This window comes from Duganella lactea (assembly GCF_009857505.1).
In the GTDB taxonomy this organism is placed as follows: domain Bacteria; phylum Pseudomonadota; class Gammaproteobacteria; order Burkholderiales; family Burkholderiaceae_D; genus Rugamonas; species Rugamonas lactea.
This window is the reverse complement of sequence record NZ_WWCP01000013.1, coordinates 36,701-63,255: the sequence shown is the minus strand read 5'-3', so window position 1 is coordinate 63,255 and position 26,555 is coordinate 36,701. Positions and strand designations below refer to the sequence as shown.

The window sequence follows — 26,555 nt, the reverse complement described above, 5'->3', positions numbered from 1 at the left end:
TCAGTTTAGGGTTTGTCGGCGGTCGGCTTGGGTGCCGCCGGCTTGGACGCGGCTTTTTTGGCGGCCGGCTTTTTGGCGGCCGGTTTTTTCACCGGCGCCGGTTTGTCGGTGGCGGATTTGGTCGCCGGCGTCTGCGTGCCCGCCGCCGCCGCCGCGAACTTGACGGCGGCGTCGGTCATCATCGATTCGGACGCCATGGCGGTCGACACGGCCTGCTTGAACTGTTCCTGCAACAGGTTCCACCAGACGTTGGGCTGGCCGGCGGTCGCCGATGCTTCCGGCTTGGCTTCCTCGGTCTTGGCTTCCGGCGCGGCGGCGGGCGTTGGCGCCGGCGCAGGCGCGCTGGTCTGCGCCTTGTCGGCTTCGCGCGCGTGATGGAAGAAGGCCGAGGCGTAAGGATTGGCGTCGAACATCGATTTATCGCCGACGCCCGAGGCCAGGCTGGCGCCGACCGACTTGAGCGTGGCGATCGTGCCGCGCTGGACTTCCAGCGCCTGTATGGTCCCGCGCAGCATGCTCATATTCAGGTTGAGCCAGGACTCGACCGCTTTCAGGTCGTTGATCTTCTTGTCCAGCTCTTCGACCGACAGCGTGGGCGCTGTCAGCCCCGGCACGCTCATGCTGCCCCACAGGTTTTTGACGAAGTCCAGCGTATCGTTCATTACGCCGACGCCGGGGATATTGGGCATGTGAGGATGGGCCATGAGAAAGCTCCTGTGGGATGGAGCATTTAGCGTAGCAGATATTCGGTGGGCGTTCAAAAGGTTTTGACAACATTTCCTCTGCTGTGGCGCCGGGATTCCCGATCCCGTTTAAACTAGCGGCCATGACGATTGCTTCCTTCCTTTCCCGGCACCGGCGCGTTGGCGTGTTATGCGTGGCCACGCTGGCGCTGCACTTTGCCGCCATCGACTGGGTCACCGGGCGCTTGAGCGCGCAAACGGACCGGCCGTCGGCGTCGAAGCCATCGCTGATGACGGCGCAGCTCAAGCTGTCGTTGCCCAAGCGGGTGGAGAGCGCGCCGGTGGAGGAGATCAAGCCGCTGGCCGAGGCGCCGCGCAAGCCGCGACTCAAGCCGCGACCCAAGCCCATACCCGCGCCGGAGGCGTCGCCCAGCGTGGCGGCGATTACGCCGGCGCCGCTGGCGGAGGGCGAGATGGCGACCAGCGCCGATGTGCTGGCGACGGCGGGCGACCTGGCCGATGTCGGCGTGGCACCAGACGCCAAACCGGCGGCGGCGCCGGACGCCGCGCCGCGCCAGGGCGGCCGCCGCTACAAGGTCAATCTGCCGCCCTCGGCCACCTTCGACATGACGGTCGACCGGGTGGACGCCGACGGCACCAAATGGACGGGCGCCGCGACGATGACGTGGCATACTGACGGCAATCGCTATCAAGCCTCGGTGGAGGCGGGTATCAGCCTGCTGGTCACGCGCGTCAACCTGCTGGTGTTGCGCAGCGAAGGCACGATCGACGACAGCGGCATCGCGCCGGAGAAGGCGACGGAAAAACGCACCCGCCGCGCCGAAACGGCGACCCATTTCAACCGCGACGCCGGCACCATCACCTTTTCGGCGACCGACCGCAGCTACCCGCTGCTGGCCGGCGCGCAGGACAAGACCACGGTGCCGTTTCAGCTGGGCGGCATCGGCCGGGGCGACGTCAACCAGTTCGGCGGCGACATCGACATCCAGGTCGGCGAGGACAAGGAGGCGACCATGTTCCGCTTCCAGTTGGTGGGCGAGGAGGAAATCGACACGCGCATGGGCAAGCTGGTGACCTGGCACCTGAGCCGTCCACCAAAGCCGGGCAGTTACTCGTCGCGGCTGGACATCTGGCTGGCGCCGGGCATGAACTGGTACCCGGTGCAGATCCGTAACACGGAGGCGAGCGGCGCGCTGACCACGCAGACCGTCTCCGACATTAAGATGACTGACAAATGAAAAAAATCGCAACCCTGAGCGCGGCGCTGCTGCTGGCCTTCGCGGCCCACGCCGCCGATCCTGACCACCCGAGCGTCAAGCGCCCGACCAACCCGCCGCCATCGGCGGACCTGAGCTACAACCTGAAGGTCAAGCAAAGCGGCCTGTCGCTGGGCGGCGTGGCCACGGTGCAGTGGCGCGCCGGCGACGGCAAGTATTCGATCAACGCCGAAAGCCGCGCCGCCATCTTCGGCAAAGTGGTGGAGAACCAGAGCGAAGGCTTGCTCGACGATTTCGGCCTGGCGCCGCTGACCTTCCACGAGAAGCGCATCCGCAAGGACCCGTACACCACCAGCTTCAAACGCGACACCAAGACCATTGCGTTCACCGAAAGCGACACCACCTATCCCCTCATTGGGGGCGAGCAGGATCGCCTGAGCGCGCAGTGGCAGTTGGCCGCGATCGCGCGCGCCACGCCGGACAAGTTCAAGCCGGGCAGCGAATGGAATATGTTCGTCGCCGGCCGCCGCGACGCCGAACCGTGGAGTTTCAAGGTCACCGGCATCGAGACCATCCAGACCGGCGCCGGCGAGGTCAGCGCGGTGCACCTGGTGAAGGAGCCGCCGGCCAAGTCGCCGGGCCAGCAGGTCGATCTGTGGCTGGCGCCGTCGATGGACTGGTATCCGGTGCGGGTGCGCTTTAACGACCCGGACGGCGACTTTGTCGATCAGGTGCTGGACAAAGTGGTGAAAAAATAAGCGCCCCGCGCGTCCTCCCCGCTTTCGCGGAATGACGCGCCGGTCCCTGCTATACTGACGCCCCCGCGAAAATCAGATGGTTGATTGCAATATTTGCAACAAAGCGGAGCACAGAATGGCAAAGAATGATCGAACCTATAACCAGTGACGCCACCCAGGCGCAGCAGGAGCCCGATAGCCTGCAGGCCCACTTCCAGCCGCATATTTCCGCCGACGAGATCGAGCAGGTCTACCACCTGAAGCGCGCGCAGCCGCTGCTACAGGTGTTTACGGCCCTGTTCCACGGTGGTTTCGATGGCGTGCTGGTACGCCTGCTGGTGCTGCGCGAACTGGCCAGCGACACCGCCTCGCCCAGCTTCACCCGCGCCGACATCAACACCCGCCTGGGCTACCTGCTGCCGGAATCGCTGGAGACGGTGCTGATGCGCCTGCGCTCCAATCAGCTGCTGGCGTGGGACGCGCAGCAAGCCGTGTACCGCGTCACGCCGATGGCGCGCAATGTGCTGTCGGCGATCGACGCGCTGCTCGCCCTGGGCAAGGAAGAAGACAATTCGGACATGGGCTTCCTGCTGTCGCAGGTGGCCGGCGCCCAGGTGATGGGCGGCGTCACCGTCGACCAGCTGAATCACCTGCTGGGCCGCCTGGTGGAACTGACCGAGGAATTCTCGGACGCCATCGCCTCCGGTTCCGAATTCCGTCTGCGCGCCTCGCAGGCCAAATGGCATATGGCCTGCGACTGGGTGGAAAAGGGCTCGGAGATTCTGCGCGCCATCACCACCGACGAAAACGCCGACAGCGCCACCCACAAGGCGGCGCAGGCGATCGGCCGGGCGCAGTCGGCGCTGCTGAACATGCAGGGCATGTTCTCGCGCGCGCTGAACCAGATCGAGCGCCAGCGGGTGCACCTGGGCCAGTCCGGCCTGTCCACCACGGACATCAAGCGCTGGCTGCTGCAACACGAGGACCTGGCTTCGCTGGCCATGGGCGCCATCGACCAGCCGGTGGTGCCGCTGTTCATCACCCCCGCTGAAATGATCGACGTAGCAGAAACTGAATTAATGGCCGACCGCGTAAACACCACCGTATCCAATGGCCTGCCGTCCGGCGAGGACGCGCCCACCACCGTCAGCGACGGCCCTGCGATGCAGCAGGAGCTGGACGACTGGCTGGCGCGCCTGTCCGACTTCGCGGCGCTGGGCAATTTCCCGAGCGTCGCCGAAGAGGCGCCGAAAACCATCCAGGCGCACGAGTCGCTGCTGCCGGCAAGCTTTGCCGTGGCCTCGTACCGCGCCTCGCTGCTGCCGTTGCTGGGCGACGCCGACGAGGCGCGCCTGCAAGGCGCCACCGCCGCGCTGGCGCGCCTGCCGGTGACGTTCTCGCCGCAAGATGAAATGGTGCAGCTGCCCGACCTCGAAGTCGCGGCGATGTCCCTTGCCTCCCTCACCCTGTCCTTGAATCCGGAAGGCGAAAAGTCTGATGAATGATGATGCACAAATCCTGATCGCGCGTTTGCTGTCGCACCAGACGCTGCGCCGCGACGACAAACTGGTCAAGCGCGTGCTGTCGGATGAACAGTTCCGTACCGAAGTCGACGCCCGCCTGCTGGCGGTCGGCCTCAAGTTGCTGGACAACGTCTACGCCGACCACGTTACCGTGGCCCTGCACCGCAATATCGAGCCGAAGATCTTCGGCGCCAAAGACGTCTGGCAGAACAACAACTTCGGCCTGTCGCGCGACGGCGTGGCGCTGCTGGTGGTGCTGTGGGCGCAGATCATTCTGCCCAAGCGCGAACGCCAGGAAACCCACCAGCACGCGGAGGACAATCAGAACGATATGTTCGGCACCGACAAGCCGCTGCCGCGCGCGGAAGACACCTCGATCGGCATCGCCTACAAGGCGCTGCTGGCCGACTTCGGCGATAAGCTGGGCAAGAAGACGCGTCTCGACATGAACCTCGGCATCCTGTCGAAACTGGGTTTCATCGAGCGTCGCGGCGATGTGATCGTCGAAGGTCCGCTGCTCGACCTGCTGATGGACACCGACCTGCTGAAAGAGCGCATCGTCAACGGCGCGCTGGCCGACGTGTTCAAACGCTCGCCGCCAACCATCATCGCCGTGCCGCGCAGTGCGCCGCCGATCGCGGTGGAAGAGACCATCGAAGAAGAGATCCTGCCCGCCTTCGACGTGCCGCCGCCGGCGCCGATCATCGAAGAAGACACTCCAGCCAAGGACTAAGCCATGTTTCACATTAAATCGCTAGAACTGGTCCACTGGGATTACTGGCAACGCATCAAGAACATCCCGCTGGACGCCAAGATCATCACCATCGCGGGCCAGAACGGCTCCGGCAAGACCACCTTGCTGGACGCGCTGCGCACGCTGTTCGGGCTCGATTGCTCGATGGGCCGCACCTACAAGCACTATGCGCGCCACAGCGGCCAGCAGACCGCCTGGCTGCGCGCCGTGGTCGACAACAAGCCGATGGGCCGTCAGTTGTCCAACCGTCCGTTCCGCAGCTCCGGTTTCTTCAGCGACGACGAAGTCACGCTGTTCTGCCAGATCCAGAAGAACGGCGGCGACTGGAAGCGCCAGTACCTTATGCGTCCCGGTAACGTGCAGATCGAAGACATCGGCGAAGTCGGTAATGAATGGCTGGGCGTGGAAAACTACCGCAAGCGCCTGGCGAATGCCGGCCTGTCGCCGGCCATGGCCAAAGTGCTGGCGCTGGAGCAGGGCGAAACCGACAAGCTGTGCGAATACGCGCCGCGCCAGTTGCTGGACCTGGTGTTCCAGGTGTTCGGCGACAAGGAAGTGCTGGACGCTTACGACGAGGCGAAGCGCCACCAGCGCGACACCGAGACGGAGCTGAAACGCTTCGAGGCGGAACTCGAATCGTCCAAGACCAATCTGGAAGGGCTGCGCCTGCGCGTGGCCAACTACCATCAGTGGGAAGACCTGAACAAGGAGCGCCGCAACCTGCAAGAGGAGGTGCTGCCGTCGCTGGAGTATCACGAAGCGCGCGAGAAGCACGCCACCATCAGCCGCCAGCTGCGCGAAGCGCGCAAGCCGCTGCTGCAGGCGGACGCGCAACTGGCCGACAAGCGCGCCATGCTGGCCGCGCAGGCCAAGGCGCTGTCGGACGCGCAAGCGCATGAGACGGTGCTGGAGCAGGAATCGACCGCGCTGCAATCGCGCCTGACGCAGATCAACACCAAGCTCAAGCCACTGGAAAGCCTGCTGGAACAGAAGGCGCGCCTGGAGAAGCTGGCATCGGATTCCGGTTCCGATCTGGCCGAAGTGGCGAAGACGCTGCAGGAAAAGGAAATCGAACTGGCGCGCCAACGCACCGCGCGCGACGCCATCGCCGCCAAGATCGCCGGCGAGCTGTCGACCATCTCCGCGTTGCAGGGCAAGACCGCGATGCCGGAACCGGAAGCGCAACGCGCCATGCGCAAGGTGCTGAACGACGCCGGCATCGGCCACGCCATGTTGTCGGATATCGTCGAAGTCACCGATCCGAAATGGCAGGGCGCCATCGAGGGTGTGCTGTCCGGCTATGCGTCGGTGGTGCTGCTGGATAAATCATCCGACGCCGCCGCCGCTTACCGTCTGGCGGAGAAGGAGCGCTATCGCCACTTCATCGTGCCGGACCTGGTGCACGCGCCGACCATCAAGGACAACTCCCTGATGTCGGTGGTGAATTTCTCGGCCAAGGTGCCGGCGTGGCTGGTGGAGCAGCTGTCGCGCATCACCCGTGTGGACAGTGTGGACATCGGCGCAAAGCTGGGCAGCCATGAAGAGTGGATCACGCCGGATGCGTATCACCGCGAACGTCGTGGTGGTCGCTCGCTGTTCGTGGAAGTCTCGCGCTACCGCTTCGGCTCCGCCGGCCGCAGTCAGCGGATGGAAGCGATCCAGCGTTCGCTGCCGGCGCTGGAGGCGCAGGAAGATCAACTGACGCTGCAGGTCTCCAAGCTGGCGACCGAAATCAGCTCGCTGAAATCCCGCCTGGCCGGCGTTGACGCGGCCAAGGAACTGGCCGCGCGCGCGGAGGAATTCGACGATGCGGCGAGCAACGCCGTGCCGCTGCGCGCCGAGCGTGGCGAAGTGGGTGCGCGTCTGGGTGAGCTGCAAAACCTGATCAAGACCGCCGTGGTCACGCGCACCCGCGCCGACACCACCTGGCAGAACGCGCGCTTCGCCTTGTCCGAAGCGGAAGCCGGCATGCGCCTGAATCACAAGCGCGCGCTGGAGCAGCGTGCCGAACACGCCAAGGCGCTGCTGGCGCTGCGCAAGAGCTGGCGCCATCTGCCGCAAGGCTGGCGTCGTCCCGCGCGCCGCGCCGCGCTGGTCAAGGAACATCAGAACGCGCACCAGGTCAACCTGCGTATCCACAGTCTGGAAGCCAGCCTGTCGCGCAGCGACTGGGAGCTGGATGCGACCGTGATCGACCAGTATCAGCGTCTCAACGACCAGCTCAGCTCACGCCAGTCGGAGACCGAGGAGCGCCGCTACCAGAACAACCGCGCCATCGAGGCCACCGGCAACGCGCGCGGCGCCTACATGGAGCGTCTGCGCTACACCATCAAGACCTACGCCGCCAACATCAAGGAGCTGGGGCAACTGGCCGGCATCGAGGTCAGCGCCGATCCGGTGCGGCTGGAGAACGATGATGTGCAACTGGCGCAGGCCGGCCTGCACGTGCGCTTCAAGTTCGATGGCAAGGGTGTGATCGGCATGAATGACGGCGAGGCGTCGGGCGGTCAGCAGGTGATGAAATCGCTGGTGTTGCTGATTGGTTTGCTGAAGTCGGAAGAGGGTTCCGGCGGCTTTGTGTTCATCGATGAACCGTTTGCCCACCTGGATATCCGCAACATCCAGCTGGTCGGCGAGTTCCTGAAGAACACCGACGCCCAGTACCTGATGACGACGCCGCTGACGCACAACACGGACGTCTACGATCCTTCCGAACTGACGCTCATCACGAGCAAAAAGAAGAAGGATACCCAGTGGGCGCAGCCGATCTTTGTGCTGCAACGTCGTCAGACGGAAGCGGTGAAGGCCGCCTGATTAACGAGCCGCTGAATCACCGAAAGGGCCGCCTTGTCGCGGCCCTTTGCTTTGACCTATTGGTCACTTACTTGATGTCGAAAATATCGATAGGCCGCGGCACCGGCTTTTGCGTGCGGCGCCACTGAATCAGCAGTGTGGCGTAGACGCCATAGAAGCCACTCAGCAAACCAAACAGCCACGCGGTCAGCGGCTGGCCGAGGAAGTCCGGATCGAGCGGCAGGCCGTTGTGCATGTGCAGATACGCCTCGAACAAACGGTAGATCAAACGGCTGACGAACAGCATAATGACCAGCAGGCCAAGCTTGCGGTCCTGCGTGTAAAAGAAGCCCTCGGCGCGGTTCTCCAGGCGGCTGCGCTTCATGCTGAATTGCCCCAGCATGCCGCCCACCACGGCGCCGGCCAGCAGCGCCGCCATCGCGGTCCAGTTACCGATGTTCTGCACCGCCACCACCAACAGCAGTAGCACCATCACCGCCAGTGTGGCGTAGTGGCGCCACAGCTCGGACTTGGTCCTGCCCAGCACTACCTTCAGGCGCGAATAGATGCGCCAGACCGCCAGCGGTACGAGCAACAGCAACACGAGTGTGGTCATTTCCATAATGTGTCCAAATGCGAAATCTGAAAACCGTGATTGTACGGCACGGATTGACAATCACGGCTAGCATGAGCAAACTGGACCGAAAGGACATCCATGAACCAACCTTTATCCGTGCTGCCGTTGAATCTGGGCCTGATGGCCGCCTCGCCGCAAGCCGGCACGCAGCAGGGAGGCTATCGTCTTCCGCCCGTGCCCTTGCAGGCCATTGTCGACGCGGCGCGCACGCCGGCCTTGAGCCTGAGCCCGCGGCGCGACATCATCGCCGTGGTGCAAACGCCGTCGTTGCCCGGCATCGCCGAAGTGGCGCAGCCGGAGCTGAAGCTGGCCGGTTTGCGCATCAATCCGCGCACTTGTTCCTCGTCCCGTTTTTCGTTCGGCACCGATCTGTCCTTGCTCGACGTCGCCACGCGCAAGGAGCGCCGCGTACGCGGCTTGCCGCGCAATTTGCGGCTGTCGGATTTAAGCTGGTCGCCGGATCAGCGCTATCTGGCCTTCTCGCATGTGGCGCTGAAGGGCGCGCGCGGCGCGTTGGAATTGTGGGTGGTCGATATCGCCGAGTGCAAGGCGCGCAAGCTGTCGCCGCAGCCTTTGTCGGCGGTGCTCACGCGCGGCTTCAACTGGTTGCCCGACAGCAGCGCGCTGCTGGTGCACTGGCGTCCGGCCGGCATCGGCAAGGCGCCGGTATCGAGCGGCATTCCGGCCGGGCCGATAGAGCAGGACAGCACGTCCGACGGCCAGGTGCGCCAGCTGCGCACTTATCAGGATCTGCTGAAGAACGAGGACGACGCGCGTCTGTTCGAGTACTACATCACGGTACAGATGGCGATGGTGGACCTGCACGGCAAAACGCGGCTGGTGGGCGCGCCGGGGCAGTTCTCGCGCACCTCGATCGCGCCGGGCGGCCAGTACATCCTCACGCAGAGCATCACGCGGCCGTATTCGTACATCGTGCCGGCGTCCAGCTTCGGCGAGCGGCTGGAGGTGCGCGATCTGTATGGCGATGTGGTGCACACGGTGGCCAACCTGCCGCTGGAAGAGGGACTGCCGCCGGGGAATGACGCCGTATCCGAAGGCGTGCGCCATGTGTCGTGGCGCGCCGACGCGCCGGCCAGCCTGGCGTGGGCGGAGGCGCAGGACGGCGGCGATCCGGCGCGCGAGGTGGTCGATGGCATCCGCGACCTGGTGATGCTGCACGCGGCGCCGTTCCGCGAACCGCCGCTGGTCATGGCGCGGCTGACGATGCGCTACGCCGGCATTGCCTGGGGGCGCGACGATGTGGCGCTGATCAACGAGCGTTGGCACAAGACGCGCGACTACAAGCAGTGGATGATCGAGCCGGGACACCTGGCAACGCCGCCGGAGCTGATCCATGCGGGTTCCTACGAGGACCGCTACAACAGCCCCGGATCGCCGGTGATGCGCGCCGACGCCAACGGCTTCCCGCGCCTGCTGATCGGTCCCGGTACCACGGTGCTGCTGGATGGCGCCGGTGCCACGCCGGAAGGCGACCGCCCGTTCATCGACCGTCTGAGCCTGACCACCAGGAAGAAAGAACGCCTGTTCCAGAGCGCCGCGCCGTATTTCGAGAACGTGGCGGCGGTGCTGAACGACGATGGCACGCTGCTGCTCACCACGCGCGAGTCGCCGACCGAAAGGCCGAATTACTATCTGCGCGATTTGCGCAAGCCGGAAGGCGAACAACTGACCGCGCTGACCGAGTATCCACATCCCACGCCGCAACTGAAGGATGTGGTGAAAGAGCAGATCCGCTACCCGCGCGCCGACGGTGTCGAACTGACCGCCACGCTGATGCTGCCACCCGCCTATGACGCCGCGCGCGACGGTCCGCTGCCGCTGCTGATGTGGGCCTATCCGCAGGAGTTCAAATCGGCCGGCGCGGCCAGCCAGACCAGCGGTTCGCCGTACCGCTTCAACGCCGTCAGTTACTGGGGGCCGGCGGCCTTCCTGGCGATGGGCTTCGCGGTGCTGGACAATCCCTCGTTCCCGATCGTCGGCAGCGGCGACGAGGAACCCAACGATACCTATCTGCCGCAGCTGGTGGCGTCGGCCGAGGCGGCGGTGGACGAGGTGGTGCGGCGCGGCGTGGCCGACCGCCATCGCATCGCCATCGGCGGCCACTCGTATGGCGCCTTCATGACGGCCAACCTGCTGGCGCATACGCGCCTGTTCCGCGCCGGCATCGCGCGCAGCGGCGCCTACAACCGCACGCTGACGCCGTTCGGCTTCCAGGCCGAGGAGCGGCCGTACTGGCAGGCGCCGGCCGTGTATCAGGCGATGTCGCCGTTTAATAACGCCGACAAGATCAAGGATGCGCTGCTGTTGATCCACGGCGCGGAAGACAGCAACGCCGGCACCTTCCCGCTGCAGAGCGAGCGCATGTTCCAGGCGATCAAGGGGCTGGGCGGCACGGCGCGGCTGGTGATGCTGCCGAACGAATCGCACGCCTACCGCGCCCGCGAATCCATTCTGCACATGTTGTACGAGACCAACGCGTGGCTGGACAAATACGTGCGCCACGCCAGCCTATAACATAGGATGCTTGGGTTTTGCCAGGGGCGACCATCATGCGGTTATTCCACCATCCGCGCTAGTCGAAGGCCCAGGTGTAGAGCACGTCCAGCGCGTTGTTGGTGCCGGTCTGGAACTGCAGCGTGATGCGCGGATTGAGCTTGTACTTCAGCTTCACCAGGCTGGTCGCGCTGCTCGCGCCCTGTTCAAAACTCAGGTAGGCGCGCGACGAGATGCGCTTGCCGACCGTGACCACGGTGTTCTGCAAGCCGGTGGCCGCGCCGGTTCCGGCGCCCGTGCCGGCGGTCGAGGTGCCGGCCGCCTGGCCGACGCCCAGTTCATCCAATCCCAGCGCGTTGGCCAGTTTGCCCTGGCCGCCACCGCCGAACAGCGCGCCGGCGGCAGTGCTGAGCAGCGCCATGTCGTTGCCTTGGGTGTTGTCGATGCCGTGGCCCAGTACCAGCCACGCCAGTTTGTCGCTGTCCGACACGGCCGGCGTGGAGACTAGCTTGGCCTGTGGCGCCAGCGCGGTGCCGCGCACCTCGACCCCGGCTTCCACATTGGTTTCGCTCAGCGCCTCGCCTTCCGGACGGCGGCGCACGGCGAGGATGTTCAGGCCCGGATTGTCGTAGGCGCCGGTGAAGTTGATCACGCCGCGGTCGATCGCCAGCTTCTGGCCATACGCCGCATAGGTGCCGTTGACCACGCGGATGCTGCCGGTGATGCGCGGCGGCCGGCGGTCGGCGACGCGGATGCGCAGCGATCCTGCCAGCTGCGCATCCAGGCCTTTGCCTTTCAGATTGAAGTCGTTGCCGAGGTCCGCTTCGAGATCGACATTGAGCGGCAGGCCTTGCGGCGCCTTCGCCGACGGCACGTCCTTGCCGACGATGACCACGTCGTCGCTCAGCGTCGGCGTGTCGGCGCCGGCCAGTTCGATGCGGGCGCGGTCGGCGCGCAGCTTGCCGTCCAGCTGGAAGTGTTTGGCGTCGCGTACCAGGCTGCTGGTGCCGCTGATGACCAGAATGCGGTCGGGCCGCGACAGCACTTCCAGTTTGTCGGCGTTGAGATTGAGCTGCATGGTCGCTTCATTGGCCGCGTAACGTATCCAGCCATCGGCCTGCGCGCGGCCCTGGTTGCCGTCGAAGGTCAGTTTTTGCAGTTGCAGCTGGTCGCCGGTCAGGCGCGCTTGCAACTGGCCGTTGCGCAGCTTGATGCCTTGATCGAGCCAGCTTACCACCAGCTTGTCGCCGGTGATATCACCGCTCAGCTGCGGCGCGGCGATGGTGCCGCCGCCGCTGACATCCATGCGCAGGGCGCCATCGATTTCCAGACCCGGTTGGCCGGCCAGTGGCGCCAGCCAGGCCAGGGAACCCATGTTGGCGCTGCCGCTCAGGGTGAAGCTGCTGTCGTCGGCCAGGCGGCCGTCTTTCAATTGCGCGCTGGCGTCCAGTTTCGCCTGGCCGGCGCGGGTGCCGTCCACGTTGAACTGGACGCGCAGCGTGCCGTCGTTGACGTCGGCGCGCGCGTCCAGCGTGCGCAGGCCGAGCGCTTGCGGCAGGTCGGCGCCGGTGATGGTCAGGTCGCCCTGTTCGCGGTAGACGTGGACCATGCCGGCCAGCGTGCGCGTGGCCGCTTGCAGATTGAGGCCCCATTCGGCGCCAATGGTCATGTCGCTGCGGACGTTGTCGCGCCAGGCGGTCGACAGCTGCGCCAGATAGTTGACCGGCACGCCGGCGGCGCGGCCGTTGCTGCGCCAGGTGGCGCCGTTTTTCTCCAGATTGTCGATGCGGATGCTGCCGCTGGGCAGATTGATCACGGTGCCGCCGAGGGCGATCTGCTCGGGCTTGAGCAGGCCGGCCACGCCGGTATCCGGCGCGGCGCTAAGCTTGAGCGGCGCCGGCGCGGCCAGCGTGAACGCGAAGCGGCCGCGGTTTTGCAGGGTGTCGATGGCGCCGGTCCACGTGTCGTCGGACCAGCCGCCTTTGACGCGCAGCGCGGCGTCGAAGTCCGGATTGGCGGCGCTTAGCTGGATGGTGTGGGCCGAGCGCGTGCCGCTGGTTTGCAGCCGCGCGCGGTCGAGCGAGAGGCCGGGTGAGACGTAGCGGGTGATCTCGATGTCGCTCACCAGCGGCACGTCGGCCATCACGCTCGCCGCCGCAGTGCCGCGTGCATTGCCGCGTGGCGCTGTCGTCGTGCCGCTCGCCATCGCGATCGTGTTGCCCAGCGTGGCGCTGCCGCGGATGGCGCCGATCTGCTGCTGGCCGGGGGCGCGCAGATTGCTGCCGTCGAGGGTGAGCGCGATGGCGGGGCGGGCGCTGGTGCCGGACGCGGTGCCGCTGGCGCGCAGCGCGCCGCCAAACTGCGGCCCAAGCGCGCCAAGCTGCGGCGCGTCGAGTTTCCACTCCAGCTTATCGGCCGCGCTGCCGAAGCTGCCCTTTGCCTGCAAGCTGTTGGAGGCAAGATGAAAATCGATATCGGTATTGCTGATCGCGCCCTTGGTGGCGGTCAGCTTCGCGTAGCCCGACAACGGCGCATTGGCGAAGGTGGAGGGTTGTAACGCCAGGTTCAGCGCCGCGCGCCAGTCGTCGGCCAGGCGCGCGTCGCCGCTGAAAGTGGCGTTGATGGCGCCCGCTTGCGCCGCGCCAAAGCTGGCCGGGTTCACGCGCTGGATGCTGCCGGTCATTTTCAACTCCGGCGTGCCTTTGACCATCGCCACATCGCCTGAAGCGTGTATCAGGCTGTCCGAAGCCCGCTTGGCCGAAGCGAAAGCCAGGCCGCGCGCGTCGGCCTCGAAGCTGCTGCGCGGCGCCTCCATGCTGCCGGTGACCACGCCGGTGGCGCTGATCGCGCCCAGCAAATCGCTGTTCACGGCGGACAACTGGCGCGCGTCGATCTTCCACTTCAACTGCTCGCCCGGCGCGCCGAAACTGCCGCTGACGTCAGCGGTGTTCTGCGCCAGCGACAGATGCGCATCGACACCGCTGATATGTTTGGCGTCCGCATTCAGCTTGCCGTTGCCGGTCAAGGCCTGGCCCATCAATTTGCTGGCCTTGATGTTGAAGTCGGCCGCCACTTGCCAGGCCGGCGTCAGCGCGCCTTTGGCGTTGATGCCGGCATTCAGGTCGGCGATCGGATAAGCGGCGCCCAACGCGGATGGATCGAAATGGTCAACCGTCAGTTTGGCGCTGAATTGCTGCTTGTCTTTCAGGCTGGCCTGGCCGGTGGCGGTGATGCTGCCTTTCCTGGCTTGCAGGCGGAGCTGGTGCAGTTGCAGCAGCGCGTCGGCCAGCGTGGCTTGCAGGTCGAGGCGCAGGCCTTTGTCCACTAAAGCGGCGCTCAGCGTCTGCTTGGTCGGCGTGCTGGTGGCGGTGATGTCGCCGGCGATGGCCGTCTTGTCGAGACTGGTGTGGATGTGCTTCAGGTCCAGGCGTTCGGTGCGCAGTTTGAACTGGGCGGCGTCGATGCCGGCTTCCGGACCGCCGCGGTCTACCTTGCCGCCGCCGGTGAATTTGCCGGCCGCGCCCAGGTCCAGCAGCACGTTGTCCAGCACCGAGGAGCTCAGCGTGCCATCGAGCCGGCCGCTGAAGGTTTGCAGCGGCAGTCCTTTCTGATCCAGCGGCGCCGCCTTGCCCTGGTTGAGCAGCGCGAACTGGCCGGAGAGCTTCTGGTCCGGCGCGATGGCGGCGTTCAGTTTGAGGCTGAGCTTTGCCTGCGGCCAGGCGGCGTCGAAGCTGGCGGGATCGAGATCGCGGCCGGTCAGGTCGATGGCGCGCAGGATGATCTTGTCGAACGGCGCCAGCGACAACGCCGCCTCGCCACTCGCGCCATTCGCCGCGCCTTGCAGTTTCAGCGACAGCAGCGACAGGTCGCCGCCCGCCTGCACAGCCAGTTGCGCGGCGCCCGGTGCGACACCATACGCCAGCGTCGCCTTGCCGTTCAGCGCGAACGGCTGGTCGCCGGCGATGGTCGCATCCGCCTTGATATCGCCGAAGGCGGTGTGCGCCGAGGCGTTTTGCAGCCGCCATGTTTTGCGGTCGCCGTCCAGCTGGAAGCGCAGACGCTCAATGACATCGCTGCCAGCCTCGCTGCTCAGGGTCAGCTTGTCCAGCCGTCCATCGGCAATACTCAGCTTGATCGGCGACGCCAGCGACGCCGGCATGCTGGCCGGCTCGGACGGCCCCATACTCTGCACCACCAGACTGCGCGCATGCAGCTCGCTGATCGTCAGCCCTTCCGAAAAATACTGCAACGGCGACCAGTTGATATCGATCTGCTCCGCCGTCACCACGCTATCCTTCGAGCGGTACACCAGCTTATCGATATGCATGCGGTGATACAGCGAACCGCTGACGCCCGTCACCGTAATCTGTCCGCCACTGGCGGCGGACAAGCGCTGCACCAACTGCTGCAAGGTCGATTCGCGGCCTAGCAGCCAGAAGGCGCCGGCCAACAGCAGTATCAGCACGCCGAAGCCGATCGCCACGCGGCGCGGCCAGCGCCGGCGCGGTTGCGGGGCAGCGTTGTCTGTTTGAGGAGTGTCTTGTTGATCAGCCATCAGAAGGTGAATCCCAGCGAGAAGTGCAAACGATATTTACGCACCGCGTGGCCATACGCCACGTCGACATTGATCGGTCCCACGGGACTCTTCCAGCGGCCGCCAACCCCATAACCCGACTTGGGATGTAGCGCGCTGATCGTGTCGCCGGCGTTACCCGCGTCGTAGAACACCGCCGCGCCATACTGTGGCTTGAACCAGTACTGATACTCGGCGCTGGCGGTGGCAACATAGCGGCCGCCGGTGATCGCGCCGTCCAGCGGCACGCCCAGCTCCTGATAGCCGTAGCCGCGCACCGACTGGTCGCCGCCGGCGCGGAACAGATACACCGCCGGCACGCCGTTCTTGCTGCGCGACGCCAGGCCGCCCAGCTCACCGCGGAAGATCGCGTTGCTGTTCGCGCTCAGCGGCAGGTACGTCACGCCGCGCAGGTAGCCCCGCACGAAGGCCTCGTCGGTCAGCACCGGCAGCAGCGCGCCGCCCAGTTGCGCGTTGAGCGCGTAGCCCTTGGTCGGGAACAGCAGGTTATCCAGCTTGCGCCAGGTGACGCCATACGTCAGTGGCAAACTCTTGCTCTGGCTGGACGGGATGCCGCCCACGGTTTTGGTCTCGGTCAGCAGCTCCAGCGTCAGATTGCGTTCCAGCAGCGGCGTGCCCCAGGTGCGCTTGGCCGCCAGGCTGGCCACGCTGGTCACCTCGCCCGAAATATCGCTGCGCTCAAACGAGGCGCCGATGCTGTCGTTATAGCCCTCCGGCGTGACCGGGAAGTAGAAGCTGCCGGTGGCGGTCTGCTTCTTGGTTTCCAGCGTCAGCGCGCTTTTCAAGCGCAGGCCGAACACCGACAGATCGTCATACGTCAGCGACGCGCGGTTGCCGGTGTTGGTCGAATAACCGACGCCGGCGCTGACGTTCTTGCGCTTGTTCTCAACCACGCGCACCAGCAGCGGCAACGGCGCCATGCTGGCGGCGGCGTTCTGCTGCGGCGTCATGGCGGCGGCGTCGAGCTGCTCGGTGAGGATGGCGCTGGTGTCGGCGCTGACTTCCACGCTGGCGAAGTAGCCGGTGTCCTGCAGGCGCGATTGGTAGGCCTGCAAGGCCGCCTCGCTGTAGTAGTCGCCGGGATGAATCTGATTCAGATTGGTGACCACCGACGCCGGGTAGCGCTTCAGGCCCTCGATGCGCAGCTCGCCGAAGCGCATCTCCGGGCCGCTGTCGATGGTCACCTGCAGATTGGCCAGCCGTTGTTCCGGATCGACCGTGGCGCGGCTGTCCACCAGTTGCGCGCGCGGATAGCGCGTCTGCACCACCGAGCGCAGGATGGCACGCTTGGCCGACTCCCACTCGCTCTGGCGGAACACCGCGCCGCGCCGCAGCGGCCAACTGGCCTTTAGCGCGGCAATGTCGAACTGCCGGTCGGCCGGCTGTTCGGGATTGGGCGCGAAGCCCTGCAAGGTCAGATCAACCTCGCCCACGCGCACCGGCTCGCCCGGCGTCACTTGCACCCGCACCACCGGCGTGGCCGACGATGCGCGGTCCAGCGTGGCGCTGACCTCGGGCGAATAGTAACCATCGGTGGCTACCAGCGTGCGGATCTGCTCCGGCGCCACCCGCACCAGCCGCTGCAGTTGTTCGCGGTCGATGCGCTCGTTGCCGCGATAACGGACCAGGTCCAGGTTGTCCTGCAACAGTTCGCGCACCTCGGCCGGCGCCTCGATGCGCACCTCGTATTGCAGTCCGTCCGCCGCCTGCGCGGTCATCCCCAGCAGGGCCGTAAAGAGGCCAACGGCCCATTTTGTGACAACTTGTGCCAAAATTCGTGATCCTGTCCGTTTTTTTGCTGGCGATGCCGGTAACATGAGATTCCATAGGGGTGAGCGTTTTACGCATGTTACCGGATTGCCCTGAAAGATGGCGTACCAATAATATTGCTTCATCTGGAAAGAACTATGCTGCCTACCGATTCCGCCCTGGTCCTGTTTAGCGGAGGCCAGGACTCCACCACGTGCCTCGCCTGGGCGCTGAAAAACTATGCACGGGTTGAAACCATTGGTTTCGATTATGGCCAGCGCCACGCGGTCGAACTGACGGTGCGCCCGCAACTGCTGCAGGGCCTGCGCGCCCATTCCGCCGCGTGGGACGCCAAGCTGGGCGAGGACCACATGATCGACCTGTCGCTGATCTCGGCCATCTCGCAGACCGCCATGACGCATGACATCGCGATTGAAACCCAGGCCAACGGTTTGCCGAACACCTTCGTCCCCGGCCGCAACCTGCTGTTCATGACGGTGGCCGCCACCGTGGCCTACCGCCGCGGCCTGACGGTGCTGGTGGGCGGCATGTGCGAAACCGACTTCTCCGGCTACCCTGACTGCCGTGACGACACCATGAAGGCGCTGCAGGTCGCGCTCAACTTGGGCATGGACACTCGCATCAAGCTGGAAACGCCGCTGATGTGGCGCGATAAAAAGCAGACCTGGGAGTTGGCCGAGGAACTGGGCGGCCAGCCGCTGGTGGACCTGATCCGCGAGGGCACCCACACCTGCTACCTGGGCGAGCGCGGCGCGCTGCACGACTGGGGCTATGGCTGCGGCACCTGCCCGGCCTGCGCCTTGCGCGCGCGCGGCTATCGCCAGTTCGTGGGCGCCGAGGCCTGAATGTCCGCCGCCGCTGGTGCCCGTTTGCGGTTGCGCCGCCTGGTGCAGGAGCTGCTGTCGCCGCGCGTGCTGCCGCTGCTGGTGCTGGGCGGCTGCCTGGGCGTGACGGCGGTGCTGTGGCGCGACGCGCTGGCCGACGCCGAGCAGGACGTGCAGGCCGACTTTGACAGCCGCGCGCGGGAGCTGGTCAACAGTCTCGATCAGCGCATGCAGACCTATGTGCAGGCGCTGTACGGCGTGCAGGGTTTGTTCGCCAGCTCGCAGGTGGTGGACCGCGACGAGTTCCGCACCTATCTGACCGGCCAGGACCTGCACCGGCACTTCCCCGGCGTGCACGGCATCGGCTACATACAACTGGTCGGCGCGGGCGAGCGGGCCGCGCATGAAGCGGCCGTGCGGCGCGAGGGCTTCCCCGACTACCGCATCGTGCCGGACGGCGAGCGTGCCTGGTATGCGCCGATCGTCTACCTGGAACCGTTCAACGACAACAACCGCCGCGCCTTCGGCTACGACACCGCTTCCGAGGCGCATCGGCGCGGCGCGCTGGAACAGGCGCGCGACTCCGCCCAGCCGGTCATGACCCCGACGATCCGGCTGGTGCAGGAGGCGGGGGAGCCGGTGCAGTCGGGCTTTCTGGTGGTGCTGCCGGTGTACGTTCATCCACGCCCGCTCGACACGCTGGCGCAGCGCCGCGCCGCCCTGCGCGGCTGGGTGTACGCGCCGTTCCGTATCGGCGATCTGATGGCGGGACTGGGCGGTCCGCGCGCCGCCGCGCTGGACGTGGAAATCTACGACGGCGACGCCACCGGACATGAGGCGCCGATGTACGACAGCGCGCCGCATGCCGACGGCGGCCTGCGCTCGACGCGGCAGCAGATCAGCATCGCCAACCACACGTGGACGCTGCGCATCTCGCTGTTGCCGGGCGCGGTGACGGTGCGCACCGACAAGGCGCAGCAGATCGCCGCCTCCGGCGTGGCGTTCAGCGTGCTGCTGGCGTGGCTCACCTGGCTGCTGGCGCGCGGCCGGCTACAGGCGCGCGCGGGCCTGCAGCGCAGCCGCGCGCTGGCGGAGGAACTGAAGCAGGGCCAGGACAAGCTGATGGTGCTGGCCGACAGCGCTCAGCGCAGCCAGGCCATGTTGCGCAGCATTCTGGACTCCACCGTCGATGGCATCCTGGTCGACAATCTGCGCGGTGAGGTGCTCAACTCCAACCGCCGTCTGCGCGAATTGTGGAACGTGCCGGAACAGCTGGACTGGCAAGGCGACGGCGCGGTGCTGACCGGCCACATGGTCGCGCAGCTGCGCGATCCGGACGGCGGCCCGCGGCTGGACGGCGCGGCGCGCCACGAGCAAAGCGCGGTGCTGCGGCTGAAGGACGGCCGCGTGATCGAGCAGCACAGGCGCGGCCTGATGCTGGGCAGCGAGCCGGCGCGCATCTGGTCCTTCCGTGACATCACCGAGCGCACCCAGATCGAGCGGCGCGAGCAAATGCGCCGCCATGTGCTGGAGCTGCTGGCCAGCGGCGCGCCGCTGTACGCCATTCTGCAAGCGGTGGCGCTGGGCGTGGAGGCGGACAACGAGGATTTGTTGTGCAGCATTCTGCTGCTGGACGACAGCGGCGAAAACCTGCTGGTGGCGGCGGCGCCCAGCCTGCCGGCGTTCTTCAACGCGGCGGTGCATGGCAAGCCGATCGGCGCCGGGATTGGCGCCTGCGGCGAGGCGGTGCTGACGCGCAGCCGCGTGATCATCGAGGATATCCGCAGCGCGCCGTCGTGGGCCGCGTATCGCGACCAGGCCTTGCAGGCGCGGCTCGGGGCCTGCTGGTCCGATCCGATCATCAGCACCAGCGGCGCGGTGCTGGGCACCTTCGCCCTCTACCACCGTGAAGCGCGCCTGCCCGGCGTGGCGGAGATCGCGCTGATCGAACAGGGCGCGCGGCTGGCCGCCATCGCCATCGAGCGGGCGCGGGCGGCGGCGGCGCTGCGCGCCGGCGAGGCGCGCTTCCGCAGCCTGTACGACCACGCGCCGGTGGCGCTGTGGGAGCAGGACTGGTCGGCGGTGCGCAACGCGCTGGCCGAACTGGCGGAGTCCGGCGTCGACGACCTGGCCGCCTATCTGCAGGCCAATCCGAGCCAGCTGCGGCGACTGGCCGCGCTGGTGCGCATCGTCGATGTCAACGCCGCCGCACTGACCCAGGTGGCCGCGCCGGACGGCCGCAAGGAGCTCGGCGCGCTGTCGCTGGCGCAGAACTTCGACGCCGCCGCCATGCCGAATTTCGCGCGCGCGCTGGCGGCGCTGGCGCAGGGCCAGCAGCTGTTCGCCTGCGAGGGCAGCTTCGAGCGGCTTGACGGCGTCGCGCGGCTGAACGAACTGACGCTGCTGGTGATGCCGGGCCACACGCACAGCCTGAACTTCGTCATCGTCTCGACGCTGGACATCACCGAGCGCCGGCGCATGGACGATGAACTGCGCGTGCTGGCCACCACCGACTTCCTCACCGGCCTGCCGAACCGGCGCGAGTTCATGGGCCGGCTGGAGCAGGAGCAGGGCCGCCTGCGGCGCGATATCGGATCGGTGGCGGCGGTGCTGTTGCTGGATATCGACCACTTCAAGCGTATCAACGATGAACATGGCCACGCGGCCGGTGACGTGGTGCTGCGCCAGTTGGCGCAACTGATGCGCGACAGCCAGCGCAAGATCGACATGCTGGGCCGCATCGGCGGCGAGGAGTTCGCCATCCTGCTGCCGGGGACCGATCTGGAGGCGGGCGTGGTGTTTGCCGAACGTCTGCGCCAGCGGGTGGCACAGACGGCGATGCGGCTCGACGATGGCGTTGCGCTGCACATCACGGTCAGCATCGGGGTGGCGGTCATGGGCGGGAAAACCGCCGGCGGCGATCAGGCGCTGAGCCGTGCCGACCAGGCCTTGTATCGCGCCAAGGGGGGCGGCCGCAACCGGGTGGAACGCATGGAGAGTGAGGCGGATCGGCCGGGGCATCAGGTCCCGGCCGCTTCCGGTTGAAATTTACACGGCTTGTTCGGTGGTGGCCACGCGGCGTTGCTTGCGTGGGCGGCTGACCAGCAGCCAGTACAGGCCGATCGGCACCAGCAGCGGCAGCAGCAGCGGCGAGACCGCGGCGGCGGCCACCACCGCCACCAGCCCCACGCCGAACACGGCGAGGATGCCGAGGCTGGCGAACAGCACGCACAGGAACAGCGCCACGCAGACCATGATCACGCCGGCCAGCAGCATGCCGGCGCCACCGAACACCACCGCCAGTAGCGCGCCCAGCGGGCCGTCGATGGTGTCGCCATCGATGTTGACGTGCATGCCGTCGCCAAACATCGATTGGCAAGCGGCGACCGCCAGCAGCAGGATCAAGGCGGCGAAGATCAGTTTTTTGGCTTTGGTATTCATGGCGTTATCCCGTTTGTTGATGTTGGTTTGCCGTTTGGCATGGTTAAACTGTAGCGGCGCGGCCGGTGACGGGCCATCGGATTGCGACAGACCGGCAAATTGGCGGGATGGAACGCATGCCGGCGCCGACGAGCGGTGCCTGCAATGAGGGGAAAGTGGACCTTGATTTAAAGATACGGTGGGCTAAACTGATAATCCCACTTCCATCAGGAGGGCAAGAACATGGCTTGGCTTGCAATGAGCGAAGGGCAATCGCTCCCTTCGACACGTGCGTGTAAGCGGCGCCAGCGCAGCGCCCGGCGCCTGTCCGGCGGCGGCCCCAAGGGCCCGCCTTCGGCGCCGCCCGCGATACCGCCTATCATCATTACACCGTTCAGTTATCAGCAGCCGGAACCGGCCATCGATCCGCGCATCGCGCCGCCGAAACCGCCGATCACCGAGCGGACGCCTTGCGTCACCTGCTAGCGGGACGCCACCACCGTCAAGCGGCCCGCCGGCGGGTGCTCAGAAATTGTGACGTAGCCCCAGCACCACGCCTTTCAGCGTGGCGCCCGGCTGTGCACCGAGACTATTGATGGCGAAGTCGACCACGCCGTTGCGCTGGTTGTGCAGGTGGCTGTAGTAGGCGTACACGGTGCTGCGCGCGGACAGGTTGTAGTCGTAGCCGGCGGTGACGTGGGTGGCGCCGGTGTCCGCGCCCTTGCGGACGAAGCCGATGGTGGTGCCGTCCGCCGCGCTGCCGGTGCCGTCGCCGGCGTGCCCGGCGCTCAGCTTGAACACGCCCCGGCCCAATTGGTGGGTGACCGACACGTAGCGGTCGTTGCGCTCCAGCGTGCCGGCGGCGGTTTCGTAGCGCAGCTTCTCGGCCACCAGCGCGATGCGGGTGTCGCCGAAACGGTAGCCGGCGCCCAGCTTGGCGGCGCTGTCGTTCAGGCCCGGTCCCTGGTATTCGTGGTGGCGCTCGTAGGCGGCGGTGGCGTACCACGGTCCTTGCTCATAGACCACGGCGGTCGAGGTCAGCGACGGCTTGGCGCCGTTGGCCGGTCGTTCCTCGCTCAGGCCCTGCGCCACGCGCAGTTGCAGGCCGTGCCACACCGGCGTCCAGTAGTGCAGGCTGTTTTGCTGGCGGCGGTCGAAGGACGCGACGTCGCTGGTGTTGCTGACGCTGGCGCCGGAACCGTTGCCCATAATGCTCATGTAGCCGGCGGTGGTCGGGTAGTAGGGATCGAGGCCGGCGGTGGCGCCGTTGTATGGCGTCACCCAATTGCCGGCGAACAGCGTGCCGGCCTGGCCCTGCAGGCCGATGCGGGTGTCGCGCGCGGCCGGGCTGCCGGCGCCGGTGTCCGGCGACAGCGTGCCTTCGATCTGGAAAATGACCTTGGTGCCGCCACCGAGGTCCTCGCTGCCGTTAAAACCCAGCACCGAGCGGTTGTTGCTCAGGCGCGCGACACGGGTGCCGTCGTTTTGCAGGCTTTCCAGGCCGACATTCAGGCGGCCGTAAATCTGCACATTGCTTTGGGCGCAGGCGCCGGTGCAGGCGACGGCCAGGAGGGCGGGGAGAATCTTGCGCATGGTTGCCGGGTTCCTATTGTTGTTACGGGGCGAGCCGCTTATTATTCCATCCCCTTCTTTTTTTCGACACGACCATAAGTATGAGCAATGACTACCACGATGCGGATGACGATGCGGATGACGATGCGCCGGTGCAAGAGGATCGCCTGTGGCAAGGCAATGGCTGGACCGCGCGCGTGATCAAGAACGACGATGACGACGGCTGGGCCGTGGCGATGATCAAGGATGGCGAACCGGAGCCGGCGCTGGTCGGTCCGTGGACCATGGGCCGCGACAAGAAAAATCCCAAGCCGCTGGACGTCAACGCCTTCAACACGCTGGTCAAGACCGCCAACGAGGTGATCCGCCGCCACGAGCAGCAACTGCACGCCCAACTGCACAAGAACCTGACCGTCGGCACCGACGACGGCCCGGTCAAGGTCTGCCTCGACATCACGCCGGACGAGGACGATCCCTACGCCACGCTGACCGCCTTCGACCAGTACGGCGAGGAACTGGCCCGGGTGCGCGTCGCCCCGACCTTCAAGCTCAGCGCCACCAGCGCCGGGGCCTGGATCGACCACGGCTACAAAAAGCCGTGAAATGAGGTGGGCGCGGCCGCGCCGGAGTGCTAGTATTTCCTGTGCGAATGTATCGCAAGGTCATCACATAGGAAAATCGATGGAAAGTCGTCTCACCCGGCTGGAAGCCGTGCAAACCGTGCTGCTGGAAATCGGTCAGAAGTCCAGCAGTTGCACCGATATCAGTGAATTTCTGCAGGCCGTGCACGCGGCGCTGGGCCGCATCATGTACGCGGCCAACTTCTTTGTCGCGCTGAGCCATCAGGATGGGCCGCCGAATCTGGTGCGGTTCGTCTATTTCGTCGACGAGCTCGACGAACCGCCCAGCCGCGACGAGCTGTTCGAGCTGGTGCCGGGGGAGTCGCCGACCGAGGCGGTGATCCGCGCCCGCGAGAGCATCGCCATGACGGCGGACGAGCACCGCTCCAAGCGCGCCGACAATGCCGGCTTCGGCATCGGCACCATCGCCGAGCACTGGATGGGCTGCCCGCTGCTGGACCAGAACCATCAGGTGCTGGGCGCGGTGGTGATCCAGAGCTATGACAAGCAGCACACCTTCAGCGAGGAAGACCAGGCGCTGTTCAAGCTGATCGCCACCCACGTGTCGAGCGCGCTGCAGGGCTTGCAGAGTGTCGACCGGCTGGAGCGCGCGGTGCTGGAACGCACCGCCCAGCTGCAGCACGAGGTGGCCGAGCGGCGCCGCGCCGAGAACATTCAGCGCGCGCTGTATGAGCTGGCCAATCTGTCGGCCACCGCCACCGGCGGCAGCCGCCTGAATATGCGCCTGCACCAGATCATCAGCGAGCTGGTGCCCGCCAAGAATTTCCTGATGGCGCTGTACCACCCGGACACGCAGGAAGTCAGCATCCCCTATTTTGTCGACGAGAAGGACTCGCAAGTGCCGGTGCGGCGTTTTGATTACGGGGTCGGCATGTCCTCGTACATCCTGCAGCGCAAGCAGGCCATGCTGCTGGACCGCGCCGGCCTGCAGGCGCTGGTCGACAGCGGCGAGATGGCGCACCCGCTGGGCAGCGTGGACATCGCCAGCTGGATGGGCGCGCCGATGCTGCTGGGCGACCAGGCCTACGGCGTGATCATCGTGCAGAGCTACGACGAGTCGGTGCGCTACACCCAGGCCGACCTCGACATCCTGGCCTTCATGGCCAGCCACGTGGCGGTGGCGATTGCCCGCATGCAGGCCGATCGCCAGATCCGTCAGGCCAAGGAAACGCTGGAGCAGCAGAACGCCGCGCTGGAAAACGCGCTGACCTCGCTGAAGGACGCGCAGGGCGAATTGGTGCGGCAGGAAAAGCTGGCGTCGCTGGGCCGGCTGGTGGCCGGTGTGGCGCATGAAATCAACACGCCGCTGGGCATCTGCGTCACCGCCACCAGCCATCTGGTGGAAGAGCTGAAGCTGACGCGCGAGGACCTGGCCAACGGCGCGCTGGATGAGGACGGCCTGAACCAGTTCTTCGAGATCATCGACCAGTCGCTGAAGATCATGACCACCAACACCCAGCGCGCCGCCGCGCTGGTGCGCAGCTTCAAGCAGGTGGCGGTGGACCAGTCCTCGGACGATATCCGCAGCTTCAACCTGCGCAAATATCTGGATGAGGTGCTGCTGTCGCTGCAGCCCAAGCTCAAGGGCAAGCCGATCCAGGTCGAGATCGACTGCGACGAGCAGATCAACATGGCCAGCTTCCCCGGCGCCATTTCGCAGATCGTCACCAACATGGTGGTCAACTCGCTGGTGCACGGTTTTGAGGAGGGGCAGTCGGGCAAGATCAAGATCGGCGGCAAGGTGGACGGTGATTTTGTCGAGTTCGACTACAGCGACGACGGCGTCGGCATGGACAGCAGCACGCTGGCGCAGCTGTTCGACCCGTTCTTCACCACCAAGCGTGGCGCCGGCGGCAGCGGGCTCGGCGCGCACATCCTGTACAACCTGGTGACGGGCGCGCTGGGCGGCACGGTGAAAGTGGTCAGCGCGCCTGGCATGGGCTTGCACTACAAGCTGCGCTTCCCCAAGGTCAAGCGCAAATAAGCGTCGGTTGAGCGCTTACTTGACGGTGGCGGCGGCTTCTTCGATCAGCGTCGCCACCTCGGTTGGATGCGAGGTCATCACCACGTGCGAGGCGCCGTCGATCACCACGGTTTTCCTGGCGTTGGCGCGCTTGGCCATGAAATCTTGCGAGGCGGCGGGAATATTCTTGTCCGCCTTGCCATAAATGAACCACGACGGGATGGTTTTCCAGGCCGGCGCCGGCGCCGCCTCGTTCAGCGCGGCGTCGGTGATCGGGCGCTGGCCGGCGGCCATCAGGCGCGCTTTGGCGGCCGGCACGTCGGCGGCGAACTGCTGGTGGAACTTGTCCTGCCGGATGTACAGGTCCTTGCCGCCGTCGGCCAGCGCGACCGGTGGCGCCAGCGCCGGGCCGAGCGTGCTGCCGGGGAATTTGTTCGACAGGCCGACCGCGGTCTCGCCGCTGTCCGGCGCGAACGCGGCCACATAGACCAGCGCCTTGACGTTGGTTGCGCCGGCCGCGGCCGCGCTGATCACCGAACCGCCATACGAGTGACCGACCAGCACCACCGGGCCGGTCACGCTGTTGACCACCGAGGCCACCGAGGCGGCGTCGCTCTTGACGCTGCGCAGCGGATTGGCGGCACCGATGACGGTGTAGCCGTCTTTTTCCAGTTTGGCGATCACGCCGTCCCAGCTGGACGAGTCGGCGAAGGCGCCGTGCACCAGCACCACGGTCGGTTTGGCATGGGCGGCGCAGGCGGCGCCGAGGAGGGCGGCGCTCAGGGCGAAACGGGCGAGGGAGGTCTTCATGCTAGATCCTTTCATGTCGGGAAGTCGATGCTAACAATGAAACAGCCGATTTTTACCCATCAAAAGATCAGGCGGGACTTTT

18 protein-coding genes are annotated in these 26,555 nt (G+C 66.1%); 11 read left to right on the top strand and 7 right to left on the bottom strand.

All coding sequences use genetic code 11. The features are described from left to right. Positions 1 to 5: 5 nt before the first annotated feature. Positions 6 to 704, bottom strand: coding sequence for a PhaM family polyhydroxyalkanoate granule multifunctional regulatory protein (locus tag GTP44_RS12635; protein ID WP_161019720.1), 699 nt, complete (start codon positions 702 to 704; stop codon positions 6 to 8). Positions 705 to 826: 122 nt separating this feature from the next. Here GTP44_RS12635 and GTP44_RS12630 point away from each other — a divergent pair, with 122 nt between their 5' ends. The 5 genes from GTP44_RS12630 (at position 827) to GTP44_RS12610 (ending at position 7,749) form a co-directional block, all read left to right on the top strand. After that, entirely contained in the window at positions 827 to 1,942 is a 1,116-nt protein-coding gene (locus GTP44_RS12630) for a DUF3108 domain-containing protein (RefSeq protein ID WP_161019719.1), read from the top strand. Continuing rightward, positions 1,939 to 2,679, top strand: a complete 741-nt coding sequence (locus GTP44_RS12625) for a DUF3108 domain-containing protein (protein ID WP_161019718.1) — start codon at positions 1,939 to 1,941, stop codon at positions 2,677 to 2,679. The genes GTP44_RS12630 and GTP44_RS12625 overlap by 4 nt, the downstream gene beginning before the upstream one ends. Before the next feature lie 125 nt (positions 2,680 to 2,804). Then, positions 2,805 to 4,163 (top strand): hypothetical protein, encoded by a 1,359-nt coding sequence (locus GTP44_RS12620; RefSeq protein WP_161019717.1) that lies wholly within the window; start codon positions 2,805 to 2,807, stop codon positions 4,161 to 4,163. Next, positions 4,156 to 4,914, top strand: a complete 759-nt coding sequence (locus GTP44_RS12615; protein WP_229256895.1) for a hypothetical protein — start codon at positions 4,156 to 4,158, stop codon at positions 4,912 to 4,914. Before GTP44_RS12620 ends, GTP44_RS12615 begins: the two co-directional genes overlap by 8 nt. Before the next feature lie 3 nt (positions 4,915 to 4,917). After that, on the top strand, positions 4,918 to 7,749 hold the full coding sequence (locus GTP44_RS12610; protein ID WP_161019716.1) for an ATP-binding protein: 2,832 nt from the start codon (positions 4,918 to 4,920) through the stop codon (positions 7,747 to 7,749). 67 nt (positions 7,750 to 7,816) lie between these two features. Here the strand turns inward: GTP44_RS12610 and GTP44_RS12605 are convergent, their stop codons facing one another. Then, on the bottom strand, positions 7,817 to 8,350 hold the full coding sequence (locus tag GTP44_RS12605; RefSeq protein WP_160991369.1) for a CcdC protein domain-containing protein: 534 nt from the start codon (positions 8,348 to 8,350) through the stop codon (positions 7,817 to 7,819). 93 nt (positions 8,351 to 8,443) lie between these two features. On the opposite strand from GTP44_RS12605, the gene GTP44_RS12600 reads away from it, so the two are divergent. Continuing rightward, a complete protein-coding gene (locus GTP44_RS12600) occupies positions 8,444 to 10,900 on the top strand; it encodes an alpha/beta hydrolase family protein (protein WP_161019715.1) in 2,457 nt (818 codons plus the stop codon). Positions 10,901 to 10,958: 58 nt separating this feature from the next. Here GTP44_RS12600 and GTP44_RS12595 read toward each other — a convergent pair whose 3' ends face one another. Both GTP44_RS12595 and GTP44_RS12590 read right to left on the bottom strand, forming a co-directional pair. Beyond that, a complete protein-coding gene (locus GTP44_RS12595) occupies positions 10,959 to 15,434 on the bottom strand; it encodes a translocation/assembly module TamB domain-containing protein (protein ID WP_161019714.1) in 4,476 nt (1,491 codons plus the stop codon). Then, complete coding sequence (locus tag GTP44_RS12590) at positions 15,434 to 17,191, bottom strand: autotransporter assembly complex protein TamA (RefSeq protein ID WP_229256900.1); 1,758 nt, start codon at positions 17,189 to 17,191, stop codon at positions 15,434 to 15,436. The genes GTP44_RS12595 and GTP44_RS12590 overlap by 1 nt, the downstream gene beginning before the upstream one ends. A 189-nt stretch (positions 17,192 to 17,380) precedes the next feature. Here GTP44_RS12590 and queC point away from each other — a divergent pair, with 189 nt between their 5' ends. Continuing rightward, positions 17,381 to 18,088, top strand: a complete 708-nt coding sequence (gene queC, locus GTP44_RS12585) for a 7-cyano-7-deazaguanine synthase QueC (RefSeq protein ID WP_160991373.1) — start codon at positions 17,381 to 17,383, stop codon at positions 18,086 to 18,088. Further along, the gene (locus GTP44_RS12580; protein WP_161019712.1) at positions 18,089 to 21,112 is read left to right on the top strand and encodes a sensor domain-containing diguanylate cyclase; all 3,024 of its coding nucleotides are present in this window, start codon (positions 18,089 to 18,091) and stop codon (positions 21,110 to 21,112) included. Between the two features lie 3 nt (positions 21,113 to 21,115). Here GTP44_RS12580 and GTP44_RS12575 read toward each other — a convergent pair whose 3' ends face one another. Further along, positions 21,116 to 21,508 (bottom strand): hypothetical protein, encoded by a 393-nt coding sequence (locus GTP44_RS12575; protein ID WP_161019711.1) that lies wholly within the window; start codon positions 21,506 to 21,508, stop codon positions 21,116 to 21,118. 222 nt (positions 21,509 to 21,730) lie between these two features. Between GTP44_RS12575 and GTP44_RS12570 the strand changes: the two genes are divergently transcribed. Then, positions 21,731 to 21,973 carry a hypothetical protein gene (locus GTP44_RS12570; RefSeq protein WP_160991376.1) on the top strand — a complete coding sequence of 81 codons (243 nt, stop codon included), beginning with the start codon at positions 21,731 to 21,733 and terminating at the stop codon, positions 21,971 to 21,973. 39 nt (positions 21,974 to 22,012) lie between these two features. On the opposite strand, the gene GTP44_RS12565 is transcribed toward GTP44_RS12570, so the two are convergent. Next, entirely contained in the window at positions 22,013 to 23,080 is a 1,068-nt protein-coding gene (locus tag GTP44_RS12565; protein WP_161019710.1) for a porin, read from the bottom strand. 80 nt (positions 23,081 to 23,160) lie between these two features. Here GTP44_RS12565 and GTP44_RS12560 point away from each other — a divergent pair, with 80 nt between their 5' ends. Beyond that, positions 23,161 to 23,661 (top strand): hypothetical protein, encoded by a 501-nt coding sequence (locus tag GTP44_RS12560; protein WP_161019709.1) that lies wholly within the window; start codon positions 23,161 to 23,163, stop codon positions 23,659 to 23,661. A 79-nt stretch (positions 23,662 to 23,740) separates the two neighbouring features. Continuing rightward, a complete protein-coding gene (locus tag GTP44_RS12555; RefSeq protein WP_161019708.1) occupies positions 23,741 to 25,684 on the top strand; it encodes a GAF domain-containing sensor histidine kinase in 1,944 nt (647 codons plus the stop codon). Between the two features lie 15 nt (positions 25,685 to 25,699). Here the strand turns inward: GTP44_RS12555 and GTP44_RS12550 are convergent, their stop codons facing one another. After that, on the bottom strand, positions 25,700 to 26,473 hold the full coding sequence (locus GTP44_RS12550; protein ID WP_161019707.1) for an alpha/beta fold hydrolase: 774 nt from the start codon (positions 26,471 to 26,473) through the stop codon (positions 25,700 to 25,702). Positions 26,474 to 26,555: the final 82 nt, after the last annotated feature.